The 15,406-nt window shown below is 52.4% G+C and carries 12 protein-coding genes; 7 read left to right on the forward strand and 5 right to left on the reverse strand.

Features of this window, described 5'->3' with window-relative positions; all coding sequences use genetic code 11:
- Positions 1 to 2: 2 nt before the first annotated feature.
- The gene (gene sodC, locus ACW44H_RS02465; RefSeq protein ID WP_457506595.1) at positions 3 to 539 is read right to left on the reverse strand and encodes a superoxide dismutase [Cu-Zn] SodC; all 537 of its coding nucleotides are present in this window, start codon (positions 537 to 539) and stop codon (positions 3 to 5) included.
- A 181-nt stretch (positions 540 to 720) separates the two neighbouring features.
- On the opposite strand from sodC, the gene ACW44H_RS02470 reads away from it, so the two are divergent.
- The 5 genes from ACW44H_RS02470 to ACW44H_RS02490 all read left to right on the forward strand — a co-directional run bounded on the left by ACW44H_RS02470 (position 721) and on the right by ACW44H_RS02490 (position 6,427).
- Positions 721 to 1,494: a pseudouridine synthase gene (locus tag ACW44H_RS02470; protein WP_457506596.1), complete on the forward strand. Its 774-nt coding sequence runs from the start codon at positions 721 to 723 to the stop codon at positions 1,492 to 1,494.
- Positions 1,495 to 1,503: 9 nt separating this feature from the next.
- The gene (gene tcdA / locus ACW44H_RS02475) at positions 1,504 to 2,370 is read left to right on the forward strand and encodes a tRNA cyclic N6-threonylcarbamoyladenosine(37) synthase TcdA (RefSeq protein ID WP_457506598.1); all 867 of its coding nucleotides are present in this window, start codon (positions 1,504 to 1,506) and stop codon (positions 2,368 to 2,370) included.
- An 11-nt stretch (positions 2,371 to 2,381) separates the two neighbouring features.
- Positions 2,382 to 2,600, forward strand: a complete 219-nt coding sequence (locus tag ACW44H_RS02480; RefSeq protein ID WP_113268557.1) for a DUF1653 domain-containing protein — start codon at positions 2,382 to 2,384, stop codon at positions 2,598 to 2,600.
- A gap of 27 nt (positions 2,601 to 2,627) precedes the next feature.
- A complete protein-coding gene (locus ACW44H_RS02485) occupies positions 2,628 to 4,643 on the forward strand; it encodes a RecQ family ATP-dependent DNA helicase (protein WP_457506600.1) in 2,016 nt (671 codons plus the stop codon).
- 254 nt (positions 4,644 to 4,897) lie between these two features.
- On the forward strand, positions 4,898 to 6,427 hold the full coding sequence (locus tag ACW44H_RS02490; RefSeq protein ID WP_457506602.1) for a sensor domain-containing diguanylate cyclase: 1,530 nt from the start codon (positions 4,898 to 4,900) through the stop codon (positions 6,425 to 6,427).
- 118 nt (positions 6,428 to 6,545) lie between these two features.
- On the opposite strand, the gene zigA is transcribed toward ACW44H_RS02490, so the two are convergent.
- The 4 genes from zigA to ACW44H_RS02510 all read right to left on the reverse strand — a co-directional run bounded on the left by zigA (position 6,546) and on the right by ACW44H_RS02510 (position 10,595).
- Positions 6,546 to 7,772, reverse strand: coding sequence for a zinc metallochaperone GTPase ZigA (gene zigA / locus ACW44H_RS02495; RefSeq protein ID WP_457508904.1), 1,227 nt, complete (start codon positions 7,770 to 7,772; stop codon positions 6,546 to 6,548).
- Positions 7,773 to 7,865: 93 nt separating this feature from the next.
- The gene (locus ACW44H_RS02500) at positions 7,866 to 9,218 is read right to left on the reverse strand and encodes a PepSY-associated TM helix domain-containing protein (RefSeq protein WP_457506604.1); all 1,353 of its coding nucleotides are present in this window, start codon (positions 9,216 to 9,218) and stop codon (positions 7,866 to 7,868) included.
- 96 nt (positions 9,219 to 9,314) lie between these two features.
- Positions 9,315 to 9,947, reverse strand: coding sequence for a class I SAM-dependent methyltransferase (locus ACW44H_RS02505; protein ID WP_457506606.1), 633 nt, complete (start codon positions 9,945 to 9,947; stop codon positions 9,315 to 9,317).
- Positions 9,948 to 10,247: 300 nt separating this feature from the next.
- Positions 10,248 to 10,595: a helix-turn-helix domain-containing protein gene (locus ACW44H_RS02510; RefSeq protein ID WP_113268574.1), complete on the reverse strand. Its 348-nt coding sequence runs from the start codon at positions 10,593 to 10,595 to the stop codon at positions 10,248 to 10,250.
- 526 nt (positions 10,596 to 11,121) lie between these two features.
- Between ACW44H_RS02510 and ACW44H_RS02515 the strand changes: the two genes are divergently transcribed.
- Complete coding sequence (locus tag ACW44H_RS02515) at positions 11,122 to 13,470, forward strand: putative bifunctional diguanylate cyclase/phosphodiesterase (RefSeq protein WP_457506608.1); 2,349 nt, start codon at positions 11,122 to 11,124, stop codon at positions 13,468 to 13,470.
- 345 nt (positions 13,471 to 13,815) lie between these two features.
- Complete coding sequence (locus ACW44H_RS02520) at positions 13,816 to 15,402, forward strand: glucan biosynthesis protein G (RefSeq protein WP_457506610.1); 1,587 nt, start codon at positions 13,816 to 13,818, stop codon at positions 15,400 to 15,402.
- The last annotated feature ends 4 nt before the right edge of the window (positions 15,403 to 15,406 follow it).

The following is a 15,406-nucleotide window of genomic DNA, read 5'->3' on the forward strand; positions in this document are numbered from 1 at the left end:
ATTTACGACTCCACTACGCCGCAAGCCATACGGGGACCACCACCGCCAAGGTGTGGCTCATCATCGTAGGTATCGCCGCCTTCATGAATCATCAGCGCACGGCCCGGCATATCGTCCATGCTCAGGCGCGGTGCCAAAACAGGAAGGTTGGCTTCGCCTTCATCATTGACGGTTAGCACTGGCAGATCGCCTAAATGCCCTTCTTCATAGGGGCCTTGGTGAGTGCCTGTATCATCAGGGTCATAGTGGCCACCAGCAGACAGCGCGGCGGTCATTTCACCGTTGTCGTCTTCTGCAGGTTCACAGCTGGCATTTTGGTGTACGTGAAAACCATAAACGCCAGGATTCATATCACTGAGCGAGGGTGTCAGCAGCAAGCCATGATCCGTCTGCTCAAGTGAAACGGTACCAATGGATTCTTCAACTCCTTCGGCGCTAACTTTATGCATCTCTACATCAAGCGTGTCATTGGCGTGCGCCGATGAAGCGGCGAGCAGCAGCGAGGCAGCCATCGCAGTAACGGGGATTGTATAGCGCATATCGATCTCTCCTTCCTGATCCATGGAAACGCTGTAGCAGCGTTGCTCATTTAAGGTAGTTGCCACTGCGCCACTCTGCCAACTTACCCAGTGGATGACATCTCACTGCCCAGCCGCGACAATAGCGGGCTGTTTTTATAATGAACGACTTTTTTGTCCCCAGCTTTTACCAGGGAGCGTTATGACGCCACTCAACATCCTCTATCAGGATGAGCATCTCGTTGCGGTGCATAAGCCGTCAGGGCTTCTGGTGCATCGCTCGGCATTGGCGCGTGGCGAAACCGAATTTTTGCTCCAGCGGCTGCGTGATCAGATAGGTAAGCGGGTCTATCCCGTTCATCGGCTGGATAGGCCTACGTCGGGAGTGATTGTATTCGCGCTTTCCTCAGCAGTCGCTGGCCTGCTTAGCGAGATGTTCAGTGAGCGGCAGGTAGAGAAACGCTACTTGGCGGTGGTGCGCGGTAAAGCCCCGGAAAGCGAGCGTTTGGATTACCCGTTGCGGGAGGAGGATGGCACGCGCCCCAAGGCGGAGATGCCTGCCATGCCCGCGATGACTGATATTCGCCGCCTGGATAGCGTAGAGCTGCCTGTACAGGTGGATCGCTACCCGGTGGCGCGCTATTCGTTGGTGGAAGCGCGGCCGCTTACCGGGCGGCGCCACCAGATTCGCCGTCATCTGTCGCGGCGCGGTTACCCGATCGTTGGTGATGCCAAGCACGGTAAAAGTGTCCACAACCGCTTTTTTGCCGAGCAGATGGGGGCGCCACGCTTACTGTTGGCGGCGACCCATTTGGCCTTTGATCATCCTGTGCTGAACAAGCGTGTACAATTAAGCTGCGCCTTGGACGACACCATGGTCGCGCTGTTTAATCATCTTGGTTGGGCGGGACACTTACCGCTAGACAGCGTGCGCACGCCACCCCATACCACGCCTTCAGCCCTCCAAGCATTGTGAGTCTGTTTTATGTCATTGAACGAGCCCTCAACCTCCCTTGCTACCGCCTCAGTTTCTAACGACCGTGTTTCTAGCGACTATGATTTTCGCTTTGGCGGTATTCGCCGCCTGTACGGCCAGCGGGCTGCCACGGCGTTTCGCCATGCCCATGTAGTCGTGGTCGGGGTAGGCGGCGTGGGTAGCTGGACGGTAGAGGCGCTGGCCCGCTCGGGCATTGGCAAACTCACGCTGATCGATCTGGACGATGTGTGTGTTTCCAACATCAATCGTCAGCTCCATGCGCTGGATGGCACTATAGGCCAGCCCAAGGTGGAGGTGCTCGCCGAGCGCTGCCGTCTGATCGCCCCCGAGATTGAGATAATTGCGGATACCGCCTTCGTCACGCCAACCAACCTGGCCGAGCGCATTCCCGAGGATGTCGACCATGTGGTGGATGCCATTGACAGCGTGATCGCCAAGGCCGCGCTGATTGCTTGGTGCAAGCGGCGCAAAATACCGATTACCGTCACCGGCGCGGCGGGCGGACAAACCGACCCGACGCGTATTCAAGTGGCGGATTTGACCCGCACTGAGCACGACCCGCTGCTCTCCAAAGTGCGCTCGCGGCTGCGCCGGGATTATGGCTTCTCCCGCAACCCCAAACGGCGTTTCTCGGTAGAGTGCGTCTACTCCGACGAGCAGTTGGTTTACCCAAGCGGGGATGGAGAGGTATGCCTGCAAAAGCCCGGCAGCGGTGATGCTACTCGCCTGGACTGTGCTTCGGGCTTTGGTGCGGCTACCTTTTTGACCGGCACCTTTGGCTTTGTGGCTGCCTCAAAAGTGCTTGAACGCCTTGCTAAAAAAGCTAACCAGCCAACCGTCAAAAACGGCACTTAAGAGGAGAGCCAATGACCGCCCCTATTCCCGGTATTTATCGCCATTACAAAGGTAATCTCTACGAAGTGCTCGGCACTGCCCAACACAGCGAAAGCGAAGAGCATTTAGTGGTCTATCGCGCCCTTTATGGTGAGTACGGCCTCTGGGTACGTCCGCTAGCGATGTTCACTGAAACGGTGACGAGAGAGGGCCATACCCAGCCGCGCTTTGCGCTGGAGAAAGCGTTTTAGCCTGAGTTTCGTTATCGAGGAGTACTTATGTCCCCCCTATCAGCGCTGCAAACGCTAAAAGCCGTCTTTGGTTTTGATGACTTTCGCGGTGGTCAGCAGGCGGTGGTGTCTCGAGTGTTGGAGGGGCACTCAACGGCGGCGATTTTTGCCACCGGCGCTGGAAAATCCTTGTGCTATCAGCTCCCAGCGCTTCATCTGCCGCACTTAACCTTGGTAGTGTCGCCGCTGCTGGCGCTGATGCAGGATCAGCTCGCGTTTCTGACCCGCCACGGCGTGGCAGCAGCGAGTATCGACTCCACCCAAGACCGCGCCACCACCCAGGAGGTGATGGAGCGCGCCAAGAGCGGCGAGCTAAAAATCCTCATGGTGTCGGTGGAGCGGCTCAAAAACGAGCGCTTTCGCCACTTTCTACGTCAGGTTCAGATATCGCTTTTAGTGGTGGATGAAGCCCATTGTTTGTCTGAATGGGGACATAACTTCCGTCCTGACTACCTCAAACTACCCGACTACCAGCGCGAGTTTGCCATTCCTCAGGTGCTACTGCTTACCGCCACGGCGCCCCCCGCGGTGATCGCCGATATGGGTGAAAAGTTTGCCATTGCGCCGGAGAACGTCATCACCACCGGCTTTTACCGCTCCAATTTAGAACTGCTGGTGGCGCCTGCTAAGAAGGATCGCCAGCAGCAGCTGATTACCTGGCTGAAGCCGCAGATGCAGCCGGGCAGCGAAGCGCCGACGATTATTTACGTCACTCTGCAACAGACAGCAGAGCAGGTAGCTCGCACGCTCGCTGCTCAGGGAATTAACGCCCAGGCGTACCATGCGGGGTTAGATGCACAGCGGCGGGATGAGATCCAGCGCCAGTTTATGGGCGGTGAGTCACCCTGCATTGTGGCGACCATTGCCTTTGGCATGGGCATCGATAAGGGCGATATTCGCAATGTGGTGCATTATGATCTGCCTAAATCCATCGAGAACTACAGCCAGGAGATTGGCCGGGCGGGACGCGATGGTCAGCCTTCTACCTGCCTGACCATGGCCGGACAAGATGGTTTGCGCGTACTGGAAAATTTCGTTTACGGCGATACCCCCGAGTTCGGCGGTATCGTTCACTTGCTAGAAGAGATCGCAGCGGCAGGTAAGACGCCGGACCATCAGTGGGAGGTGCTGCTTAATACGCTTTCCCGAGATACCAATATTCGCCCGCTGCCGCTAAAGACGCTGCTAGTGCGGTTGGAGATGCATGGCATTATCGCACCGCGCTTTGCATTTCTAGCCGAGTACCGGCTGCGCTACCACATTGAGCCGAGTGAGTTGGTAAATCGTTTTGAAGGCGAGCGGGCGGCCTTTGTACGTCTTATTGTCGATAATATCCCTATCGCTCGCACCTGGGGTATGGTGGATTTTGAGCGCTTGAACAAGGCAGGGCAGACACAACAGATTGATTCCTCCCGCGCTCGGGCCATCACGGCGCTTGAGTACTTTCAGGACAAAGGCTGGTTAACCCTGGAAGGCAAGCGGATGACCGACGTGTATGAGATTCGCCAGCCGGACTTTGCCGTTGAAACGCTAGCGAGCCAGTTATACGACGATTGCTTGATGCGGGAGCGCATTGAGATTGATCGGCTGCAGTCTATGCTAGCGCTATTTGAATCAGAAACTTGCCTGACGCGACGGCTGGCTGAGCACTTTGGTGATGGCTCTTTTGGTAATAGCATGTTTGATGCGCTTCCCGATACCGAGCCGGGCCGCTGTGGGCACTGTTCGGTGTGCTACGGCCACCCCGTGCGATTGCCGGAAGCGCCCCCTGAGCCACCGCTGACGGCGGCCGAGTTTCAGCGCTACGCCACGCCGCTGATGGAGCGCCATATCAAACAGTTTGACCAACCGCCCAATGCCCAGCGACTCGCGCACTTTCTGTGCGGTTTAACCATGCCGGTCTTTACCCCGCTCAAAACGCGAAGTCTGCACGGCTTCGCCGTCTTTGAGCAGCGCGCCTACCCAGAGGTGCGCCAGTGGGCGGAGGCAATGCTTGGAGGGTAAGGTCATGGCCCGGGCTATGTGACAACACCCCGGTTAGTCGAGTAGCGCCGTAGGGGGTATCATCAGCTTTCCTCCCGTCACAATCGAGGACGGCGTGGCAAAGAGCCTCAAGATTAGAAAATCTAGTCCATAAAAAAGTGTTTTAGTCTTAGACTAAGTGTAAGAGTTGCCGTACCTTCCTAGCCAGAGAATAACCAAAGGGTGGGGCGCCTGGGTGCTAACGCTCGGAGCCGTACCTCGCGAAGGGAACCGAAATGCTAGCTATTCAACCAACTGACAACAGTCAACAGCTCAGCTTGAGCGCAAACTTGCCCGACTTTATACGCGAAGGGCTTAATGACTGCTTCAATCTACCTACACTGCCGTCCGCCGCCATTAAAGTACTTGATGTAGCCCGTTCTCCAAATGCGAACGTAAAGGCCTATGCGGAAGCCATTCAAACAGATCCTATTTTAACCATGCGTTTATTGGCGCTGGCTAACAGCGCTTATTACGCTCGGCGCGCACCGACCATCCATACTTGCCGAGAAGCTGTGGCACGTGTTGGCCTAGACACCACCTTAGCCACCACGCTAAGTTTTAATTTATTCAAGCTTAAAGACCAAGCTGCATACCTGCAGCGGGTATGGAGCCGTTCTTTAATTGCTGCTATTGCGGCGCGTTACTTGGCAGAACAATTATGTCCTGGGCAAGCGGGGTTTGTATTCACTGCCGCGCTCCTGCAAGACATTGGTGTATTGGCTCTAAAAGCGCTTTATCCTGAAGACGTCGAAGCTATATATGAGCCGTTACCAACGCATCACTCCGAGCTTATCCATTCAGAGCAACTGCAGTTTGGCTGCGATCACGCAACAGTAGGGGCTTGGTTAGCAGCAAAATGGGGCGTTCCCACCCATCTTGCCGAAGCGATTAGTACCAGTCATTCTGATTTTACTTTCGCCCCAATAGACTTATTCTGTGTGCGCATTTCAGGGCTGATCGCCGATGCTTGGCTTGCCCCTTCCCCCGCGCATTCATTGGTCAGCTTAATGCGCAAGCTAAAAAATCACACAGAAGCTCAGCATATCGTGCTTGCCGAACTGCTATCGACGATTGAAACGCAGCTTCCCTCATTAGCAGACGTACTCGAAATCACAGCCCCAAAAAACCTAGATAGCGACGCTCTCATGGCTGAAGCGCAACACCTTTTGTTTCAACAAACATTGGCGTTGAATGCGCGCTTAGAGCAACAACAATCAGAACTAGCAAACCTGCTTAAGCGTCAAGACGAGTTAGAAGTCTGCAGCCGTATTGATCCATTAACAGGGCTGGCTAACCGTGGGTGGTTGGAAGAACAATTGAGTGAACACTTTACCCATTGCCGTGAAGAGGGGCGAAACCTCTCGGTGGCGTTTATTGATTTAGACCATTTTAAAATGGTCAATGATCAATATGGGCACTTGGTGGGCGACGTGATCCTGGAAAACTTTGGAAAGCTCCTCAGAGAGCTTGTTCGGGATAGTGACCTCGCCGGACGCTTCGGTGGTGAAGAATTCATGATTATAATGCCAAATGAAGACGCCCATTCTGCTCATCAGTTAGTAAAACAAATCTTACAGAAACTGGCTGAACAACCTATTGCCTATGTGGAAAATCAGCCCATCCATATCACCGTTTCTATTGGTATTGCTTGCCTGCATGACGGCGGCTTTGCTGATAGCCGAGAGCTTATGAACGCCGCCGACCAAACCATGTATTTCGTTAAACACAGTGGTCGCTGCGGTATTGCGATATATGGCCAGTAAACCTAATGAGAATTGTAGAGGCAGAGGGTTCATAGGCGCCGCATAGTAAAGTTTATCACTTACCACTTTAGAGAGAGGCTGCGGCCTCTCTCTTCTATGTTTGCATCACTTCAATGACTCACTCCCAAGCCGGGAAGGGGTCTGGAAGTTGCTTCCACGCTTCCATACCTTCCAGCAGTTCCTCCTCGAGCAGCAGACAATTATCCAGCGCTTCGCGCATTCTGGCTTGATCTAGGTTTTGACCGATAAACACCAGCTCCTGGCGCATATCGCCAAACGGCTCCTGCCACTTCTCCATAATAAATTGGCGTGTTTCGGGATCGGTTGGCCAATGCTCTTCGGGAATGGCTTTCCAGAAAACACCTGCGGGGCCGTGATGGGCGATGCCGCCTGCCTGGCTCCAATGACCGGCAGCTTGTGGGCGGGTCGCGAGCCAGAAAAAGCCCTTCGAGCGTAGCAGGCCTTTGCCAAACCACTCCTGGTTAAGTAGATCGTGAAATTTATGCGGATGGAAAGGCCGGCGGGCGTGATAGGCAAAACTGCCAATCCCGTACTCTTCGGTTTCGGGGACATGTTCGCCGCGCATTTCTTTAAGCCAGCCAGGCGCCAACTGGGCGCGCTCAAAGTTGAACTTACCGGTATCCAGCACTTTGTCCAGCGGCACGCCGCCTTGGGTAATGGGCACCAGTTCCGCGTCAGGATTCAGCGAACGCAGAATGGCTTTCAGAGCCTCCAACTCTGTTTCACTGATCAGGTCAGTCTTACTAATCAGCAGCACATCGCAAAACTCGATCTGATCGACCAGTAGATCGGCGACGTTGCGCTCATCGTCTTCACCCAAGCTTTCGCCCGCTTCCGCCAAGCTTTGCGCTTCGCGGTACTGGTCAAGAAAATTAGCGCCATCCACCACTGTCACTAAGGTATCCAACCGAGCGACATGAGAGAGGCTCTGGCCATTTTCGTCTTCAAAGGTGAATGTTTCTGCGACAGGCAGCGGCTCGGAAATGCCGGTGGACTCAATCACTAAGTAATCGAACTTGCCTTCCCGGGCCAACTGGCTGACCTCGATCAGTAAGTCCTCGCGCAAGGTGCAGCAAATGCAGCCGTTGCTCATTTCTACCAAGCGCTCTTCAGAGCGGTTAAGGGCCACATTGCTATCCAGCGTCGATTCGCCTGGACCGCCGCGAACCAGGGCGGCGTCGATATTCACTTCGCTCATATCGTTCACGATCACCGCCACCCGGCGGCCTTCACGGTTGGCGAGAATATGATTGAGCACGGTAGTTTTACCTGCGCCCAGGAAACCCGAGAGCACGGTGACGGGTAGGGGAGAAAACGCAGTCATTGCTAGCATGCCTCTTAACTCGTTTATGTTATGTAATAATATAACAATAAAGTCTGTTGAGAGATAGGCTTGTTTAAAGGACGGCAGGTTTCGTTATGTATCTGCGAGAGAAAACCAGCGCAGCGCATCAATCACGATGAAAACCGCCAAGCTTACACCCAGCACTGGTAGCGCCACGCCCAGCGCGATAACGACGAATAGCACGCTTATTTTGGCCGTGAGCGGGAGCATCAGCCAGGGCTCAGTCACCGTAGGAAAGCGTTGACCATTTACTGTGCGTAGTCGCCGCCAGGCCATTACATAACCCCACCCTATCAGCGTGACAAGCCCGGCAGCGATCAAAGCGAGTACTGCTTGATTAACTAGGCCAAACAGGACTCCCATGTGCAGGTCAATTCCCCAGCGGGTGAACTTGGCGGCTAGTGGGAAGGTATCGAAATCAGTTTGATCGATGACGGCCATGGTGCGCGGATGCAGCGCGACCTGGTCCACCTGGGTAGGCCAGCGCCGATCGATTTCCGCTACTCGCCACGCTTGGTTTTCACTCATTGATGGCGAGAGTTGAAGACGATTGGCCGATAGTCCTGCTGCTCGTGCAGCCTTTAGTGCGCGATCAAAGTCATTGGGCGTAATGGCCATAAGGGCTGAAACAGAGGATGTATGGCCGCGATGTTCTGCATGTTCATCATGAGCTTGGTTATCGGAATCGATCAGTGCCGTTGAGACGCTAGGGGTACCCCAGCCCCATACATGGCGCAGTTCAGCAATATTACCGCCTGCCCACTTGGACCATGTCAGCCCCGTTGCCGAAAAAAACAGCAGCCCCAGCGCCAATATCAACCCTAACGTTGCGTGGCGTCGGCGTGTGGCTTGAGCACCAGAAAGCGTTTTCAACGTGCGCTGCCGCCAAGCCCATAGCACTACGCCACCTAACGCGGCAAGCCAAAGCCATGAGGCGGCTAGTTCACTATAAAGGTGGCCTATATCACCCATTAACCACTGGCGGTGAAAGTGATCAATCGCTGTGCGTAGCGGTAAAATACCGCTGGTGCCGTAAACGGTTGTGTCGCCAGCTACTTGCAGTGTAATCGGGTCCACAAATATCGCCCGGTGCTCAGAAGGACCTAAGCTTGGATCGCTATACATCAGCCGGGTAGTGTCGCCGAGTGCTGGCGCGGGGCGCACTGCACTCGGTAGCAGCGGATCGTCAAGATAGCGTTGAGCAGCGGCAATTTGCGCAGCCATGGGGTGTGGCTCACCCTCGGTAACCCCGTAAAGCGTATCGTGATAGAGCCACTCTTCAAGTGGCGGGCTAAGTAGGTAGGCTATTCCCGACAGCGCAGCGATAAGGATAAAAGGGCCAATAAAAAGACCAATATACAAGTGCAGGCGGCTAAGCAGGGTAAAAAGCAGTTTGCCGGTACGGGTAGAGGGACGGGCTGTCATTCGCTGAATCCGAGTGGTATCGGTAAAATAGTGAGCCAGCTTAGTTAGTTTACTTAGCCACCGCTAGTCTGTGCCCAGCGGTAAAAAGTCACACGCTTAACGATTAGATGTCGAGGGCTTGGCGGCTAGGAGTGCACGGAACAGGCCATTCATAAGCACCGGCTCATCATGGCGGATCAAAAATCCAGCGTCAGTCAGCAGTGGCTGCGCTTGGCGGGTAATATCGGTCGCGAGCGCTGAGGTCAGTTGGTTCAGAAAACGTCGACCCGCCCCCGCGGGGTGTGTATCCGGCTGGAACTTATCCAACACACATAATTGGCCGCCGGGTTTTAGCACACGATGTGCCTCGGTGAGTCCTTTGTGTGGATTAGGCATGACAGCAATGATCAAGTGCATGATGACAGCGTCAAAGTGCTCGTCGGGGTAGTCAAGCTCTTCAGCGTCCATAACGCAGCATTCAACATCGCGGCGCAGCGTTTCAGCTCTTTTGGCTATGCGCTTTACCATCGCCGGCGCGATATCAGTGGCGTGTAATTCGATATCACAAGGCAGAAAAGGCAAGTCTAACCCCGTTCCGGCACCCACCAGCAGTACGCGCATGCCAGGCTCCCAATCCACTTGACCAAGCGCAATACGTCGTGGTCTACGGAAGGCGCGGGCAGCGACTGTGTCATAGAAAGGGGCATAAGCGGTGTAGCGAAGGCGATTCCACGCGGTAGTGTTGAACATAACGCCTCTATGCAGCGCAATGCTGCGGTTGCTGAACGTCAGGGCCCGACTACCTATAGCATGAAAGCGTTAATCCAACCAAGAGAGTATGCTAGCGACCTAGAATCCATTTTTCTTTTATGTGCAATCGAGTGCGGCAGAATATTGTTAATACAGCCCCGTTAAATAGGTTGTAGCCACAATAAACGAATTTTAAATATAAATTTATATTGATAACCGCCTGGGTTAAGTGTTGGCATAACTTATATTGTTTTAGCTTAGCTTTTTCATGTTAATGGTGCACGGTCATCGTTTAATAAGTTAACCTCTTTGCAAGCGTATGGTTAGGGTTTCCACCGTATCAAGGATGAGTTTTCGATCCTCTTGGTTTAAAGGCGCTAGAAGTTGTTTCATTCTGCTTGATTGATCATCAACGTGAAAACTTGCTTGTCCAAGCAACTCAGCTGCTTCGCAATTAAAAATCTCAGCAAGTTCAATAAGACGTACGATGTTGGGTATTACTCGCCCGCGTTCTATACGCGAAACGGCTTCATTGCCAACTCCTAAGCGCTCAGCCACTTCTTCTTGGGTCATTTTGCTACGAACCCGCTGTTTGGCAATAGCTCGGCCAATACTGCCTGCTAACCGTTTCTGTTCAGTTTTATTCACAACGTCCTCCATTAGACCTAGATGGTTGAGGAACGACCTATTGACATGAAGGACTGTTTGGGTTGAATATCATCCTCTAAGGTTGATTTGGATATTAAAGGTAACTTTTTGTTTCGCTTGGTTATTCCCTGAAAGCTAGTAGTAGGTGAGAAGTTAATTTAATTGAGCGTTCGGTAAATATAAAATGGCCTAGTTGTATAGATGTAAGTTTGAGGCTTTTAAAGGCAAAAAGATGAAATGCTTAATTTTAAAAAACAGATAAAAGCAGCACAAAAGTAGCAAGCTAAAACCTTTGTCGATAATGAAGGTAAGTTGGTTTTTAACTGGAGTGTTATTAGCAAAGAATGAAAAACTATTTTTTGAGCATTTAGTGAGCTTTTTCCTATACAAGATATTTGAAGCCTAATTAATGACTGGAAGTGTTTTATGCAGCGGGTAGGGATTGGTATTTTCAAAAAAGTTGTTCAAAACGCGCTAGCAAATAGCTTGTGTTCTGGCACGATTAAATCCGAAGGCGTTTAATAGCATGCCTCCTACTACTGCACCAGAAATTTTTCACCAGTTAGCGGATAAGCTGTCCTATGTCAGTGAAGAAGGTTTTTTTCACCATCTAGTGAGGTCTTTGGCAGATGTGCTCAAAGTTGACTATGTCACGGTAGAGCACGTCGATAGCCACCAGGAAATAGCGACCACGTTGGCGATGTGGTCACAGGAGTCATTCAATGAAAGGGCGCCTTATTTTGTCGAAGCCACGCCTTGCCAACAAGTTGCCCACCTTACAAAGTTTTTTGTTCCCTCCCAGGTTCGCCAGAAGTTCCCAAACGATAAGCAACTAGCGGCAACGTGTGCTGAGAGTTATTTAGGTATCGCTATCACCGCCTCTGATGGTAGCTTTTTAGGCGTTATCGCGTTGATGCACTCCTCGCCCTTGGTGCTTCCTCTATACACCGATGACGTATTACGCATTGCTTCCGCGCTGGCAGGCTCAGAGCTATCGCGTCAGTTGGCCGAAAGCCACACCCGCGAGCGGCTGTTATATAAAAAAAGAGAGCTGCAGCGCATTGGTCGTCACAACAAAGTATTGGTTAATACCATTCATGAGCAGCAACGCTTTCAACACGCTGTTATTAACGTAGCGACGGCGGTTTCGGCTGAAAATGGTGAAGCGTTTCTGCATCAATTAACCATGCATATGGCCGAGGCTTTGTTTGCAGAGGTGGGGTTTATTGCGCTGTTAGATGAGCAAAATACTGATATTGCGCATACCATAACGTTGTATGTAAATGGTCAACTTCAGGATAATTTTGCTTATTATCTCCCCGGTGTTCCCTGCCATAAGGTAATGGTTGAGCAGGAGTGCGTTGTTCACGAGGGTGCCGCCATCATGCTGCCTAGGGAGAGCAATGGTGCACTGAGTTGGGTGAACGGCTATGTTGGGCGTCGGCTAGATAACAGTCACGGTCAGCCGATGGGTCTTATTGGCGTTATGTTTAAAAAGCCACTGAACGATGTGGATATTGTGCGTAACGTACTGCAGCTGTTTGCGGCGCGGGCAGCCTCTGAGCTTGAGCGTCAGCAAGATGAAACACGAATACGCCAATTAGCCTTTTGTGATCCTGGCACTCAATTGCCCAACCGCGCCGCTTTTATGCGCTATCTGGAGCGCGAATTTGCCGCTGCAAACACCACCAGACTAGCGCTATTGCTGTTAGATCTTAACCATTTCAAAGAGATTAACGATACCGCTGGGCACGATCTGGGCGACTTAGTCCTTAAAGCCGTTGCAAGAAGTTTTGCTAGCTCACTCGGCAAGGGGGAATTCTTGGCCCGCTTAGGGGGCGATGAGTTTGTCGTTGTTTGCCCTGGGATGGAAGTGAGTGGCGCGTTAACCACGGCTCAGCGGCTGTGCGACAGCATTGTACGTCCTCTTATTGTCGAACAGCACTCCTTTGAAGTTTCAGTGGGCATTGGTGTTTCGCTCTATCCCCAGCATGCGGCAACCCCATTAGAATTGTTAAAATATGCTGATATTGCAATGTATCAAGCTAAACGGCAAAAGCTTGCTGCGTGTGTATTTGAGCCCTGGATGGGGCACGTCATTGCTGAGCAGTTGCTTATTGCCAAGCGCCTAGCGTCTGCCATTGCAGGAAAGCAGTTGAGCCTACACTTTCAGCCCCAGGTGGATTTAAGCAGCGGTCTTCTGATTGGCGCTGAAGCCCTTTGCCGGTGGCACGATGAGGAACTTGGCGATGTTTCGCCCGGCAAGTTCATTCCTATTGCCGAAGAGCGCGGTATGATCGTTGCGCTTGGTTACTGGGTGTTTGAAGAAGCTTGTCGACAGCTGTCGCAGTGGCGGGAGCAGGGCTATTCGATGCCGGGCCAGCTAGCGATCAATATTGCTGCCCAACAGTTTGATGAAGAAGACTTGGTCGCCAACCTGCTCGATAGCTGTGCTAGTTTCAACATTGAGCCCTCGCAACTTAGTTTGGAAATTACCGAAAGCGGCATTATGGACAATCCTGAAAAAGCGATTGCCATGACCGAGATGCTGAAGGGGCACGGGCTGGGACTATCCATTGATGATTTTGGCACCGGTTACTCCTCACTTGCTTACCTGAAGCGCTTCGCCGCCGACAAAATTAAAATCGATATTTCCTTTGTCCGCGATATGCTCACCAGCGACAACGACCGTGTCATTGTGGCGACAATTATTGCCATGGCAAACACGCTGGGCCTTGAGACCATTGCGGAAGGGATTGAAAACCAAAATCAAATTGGCGCACTACTGGCTATGGGCTGCACTCAGGGACAAGGTTACTACTTTGACCGGCCACTGGCCGCCGAGCAGTTTGTTCAGCGTTGGCTTAGGCCATAGGTTTTGTATTAAGGGAGGAGAATGCCCCTCTCCGAACGGCTGCTTGTATAGACCACACGCTTGATATGGCGCCTCTCCACGCGGCTCAATATGCTGAACAAGTTCTCATTTCCCCCTCAGCCCTTGCAAAAAGCCCGGTCAGTCAGGGGTGCTAATTAGTCCAGACTCATGCTATACCTGAAAATGTAATTTCATCTTTACATACGCGCGTGGTATGTATCTAAGCAATGGCGAGCAATAGCGTAAGGACGCATTTAGCTGATCGAATGGACTCTATCGTATGTTGATTCGGCAAATAAGCGAATTTTAATTCAGTCAAAGGATTGGATAGGAGCATAACGCTAAATGAGTGGATCGATCCCGCTAAGTAAATTTTCAAGCGGCAAAGGTTTTTTTTCAATAGCCGTTCTAGGCGGCCTATTGGCCGGAAGCATCCCTTTCGAGGCTTTTGCTTTTGACTTCGAAGATGTCGCTAGAAGGGCAGAAGAGCTGGCCCAGCAGGGCTACCGGGCTCCAGAAACGTCATTGCCCAATGAGCTGCGCGAACTCAGCTATGCGGAGTATGGGCAAATACAATATAAGCGGGATCGGGACGTGTGGAGCGGTGACGACGTACCTTTCACCCTGAGCTTTATCCCTGAAGGCATGCATTATGACAGTGCCATCCAATTAAACAGTATTGATCAGGAGGGCGAGGTTCATGGCTTTGCATACAACCCTGATGACTTTACTTACGGTGATTTAAATATCCCCGACGACGTTAAGAATAGTGATGGCGTTGGTATTGCCGGGTTTAGGATCAACCATGCGCTCAATGATGATGAGCGGAAAGATGAGGTGATGGTCTTTCTGGGAGCCAGCTATTTTCGCGCGATTGGCAGAGGACAGGTTTATGGTCTTTCAGGGCGCGGGCTGGCCGTTGATACAGGACTATCTTCGGGCGAAGAGTTCCCACACTTTACAGAAATGTGGATCATTGAACCTAGCCCAGAAAGCCAATACTTGACGATTTTCGCCCTGCTTGACTCGCCTAGCGTGACCGGTGCCTACCGCTTCGTACTACGTCCCGGAGAAGACACTCTGGTAGACGTACAATCGCGCCTATATTTACGCCGGGCAGTCGAGAAATTGGGGATAGCTCCGCTAACCAGCATGTACTTTTATGGCCCAGAGCAGCCCTCTTCGACCCAACACTATATCCCGGCAATCCATGACTCTAATGGCCTATTAATCAATGATGCGCAAAATGGTTGGTCATGGCGCCCGCTAGCCAACCCGTCCCGATTGATGATGAATAGGCAAGCAACGCCCCAGTTACGTGGTTATGGTCTTATGCAGCGTGGTCACAATTTTAGTGACTATCAGGATGTCAACTCACGTTATGATCTGCGTCCAAGCGCCTGGATAGAGCCACTCAACGAATGGGGACCCGGCAGCGTGGAGCTGATTCAGATCCCCACAGACAACGAGACCAACGACAACATCGTCTCGATGTGGCTGGCTGATGAAGCACATGAGCCGGGAACACCGCTGGCATTCGATTACCGCATTACGCTCACAACCGATGAAAGCCGCCACCTTGATCCTCAGCTTGCGTGGGTTGAAGAAACTCGCCGTTCACGCGGAGAGGTGATTCGCGACGACCTAGTACGTGAGCCCGACGGGACCCTCGCCTTCGTCCTCGATTTTATAGGACCCTCGCTTTCCGGTATCGGCAGCGATGCAAACATGAGTGTTGAGGCAAGCGTGGGCGATAATGGGGAATTAGCCGCTAGCCGCGTTGTTCATAACCCGGCGACCAACGGTTGGCGTGTGTTTGTCAACGTGAGGCGCAGTAACGGCAATCAGCCTTTGGATATCAGGGCCAAGTTAATGCTCGATGGCAAGCAAATGTCCGAAACGTGGTACTACCGGTTGCCCGCTAATGGCTGATGTA

The organism is Vreelandella sulfidaeris Esulfide1 (genome assembly GCF_054072535.1).

What these genes read in the sequence shown, in the direction of transcription:
- tcdA (WP_457506598.1), top strand. Translation starts at nt 1,504, where the DNA reads ATGTCATTGAACGAGCCCTCAACCTCCCTTGCTACCGCCTCAGTTTCT.
- ACW44H_RS02500 (WP_457506604.1), bottom strand. Translation starts at nt 9,218, where the DNA reads ATGACAGCCCGTCCCTCTACCCGTACCGGCAAACTGCTTTTTACCCTG.
- zigA (WP_457508904.1), bottom strand. Translation starts at nt 7,772, where the DNA reads ATGACTGCGTTTTCTCCCCTACCCGTCACCGTGCTCTCGGGTTTCCTG.
- sodC (WP_457506595.1), bottom strand. Translation starts at nt 539, where the DNA reads ATGCGCTATACAATCCCCGTTACTGCGATGGCTGCCTCGCTGCTGCTC.
- ACW44H_RS02470 (WP_457506596.1), top strand. Translation starts at nt 721, where the DNA reads ATGACGCCACTCAACATCCTCTATCAGGATGAGCATCTCGTTGCGGTG.
- ACW44H_RS02490 (WP_457506602.1), top strand. Translation starts at nt 4,898, where the DNA reads ATGCTAGCTATTCAACCAACTGACAACAGTCAACAGCTCAGCTTGAGC.
- ACW44H_RS02505 (WP_457506606.1), bottom strand. Translation starts at nt 9,947, where the DNA reads ATGTTCAACACTACCGCGTGGAATCGCCTTCGCTACACCGCTTATGCC.
- ACW44H_RS02480 (WP_113268557.1), top strand. Translation starts at nt 2,382, where the DNA reads ATGACCGCCCCTATTCCCGGTATTTATCGCCATTACAAAGGTAATCTC.
- ACW44H_RS02485 (WP_457506600.1), top strand. Translation starts at nt 2,628, where the DNA reads ATGTCCCCCCTATCAGCGCTGCAAACGCTAAAAGCCGTCTTTGGTTTT.
- ACW44H_RS02515 (WP_457506608.1), top strand. Translation starts at nt 11,122, where the DNA reads ATGCCTCCTACTACTGCACCAGAAATTTTTCACCAGTTAGCGGATAAG.
- ACW44H_RS02520 (WP_457506610.1), top strand. Translation starts at nt 13,816, where the DNA reads ATGAGTGGATCGATCCCGCTAAGTAAATTTTCAAGCGGCAAAGGTTTT.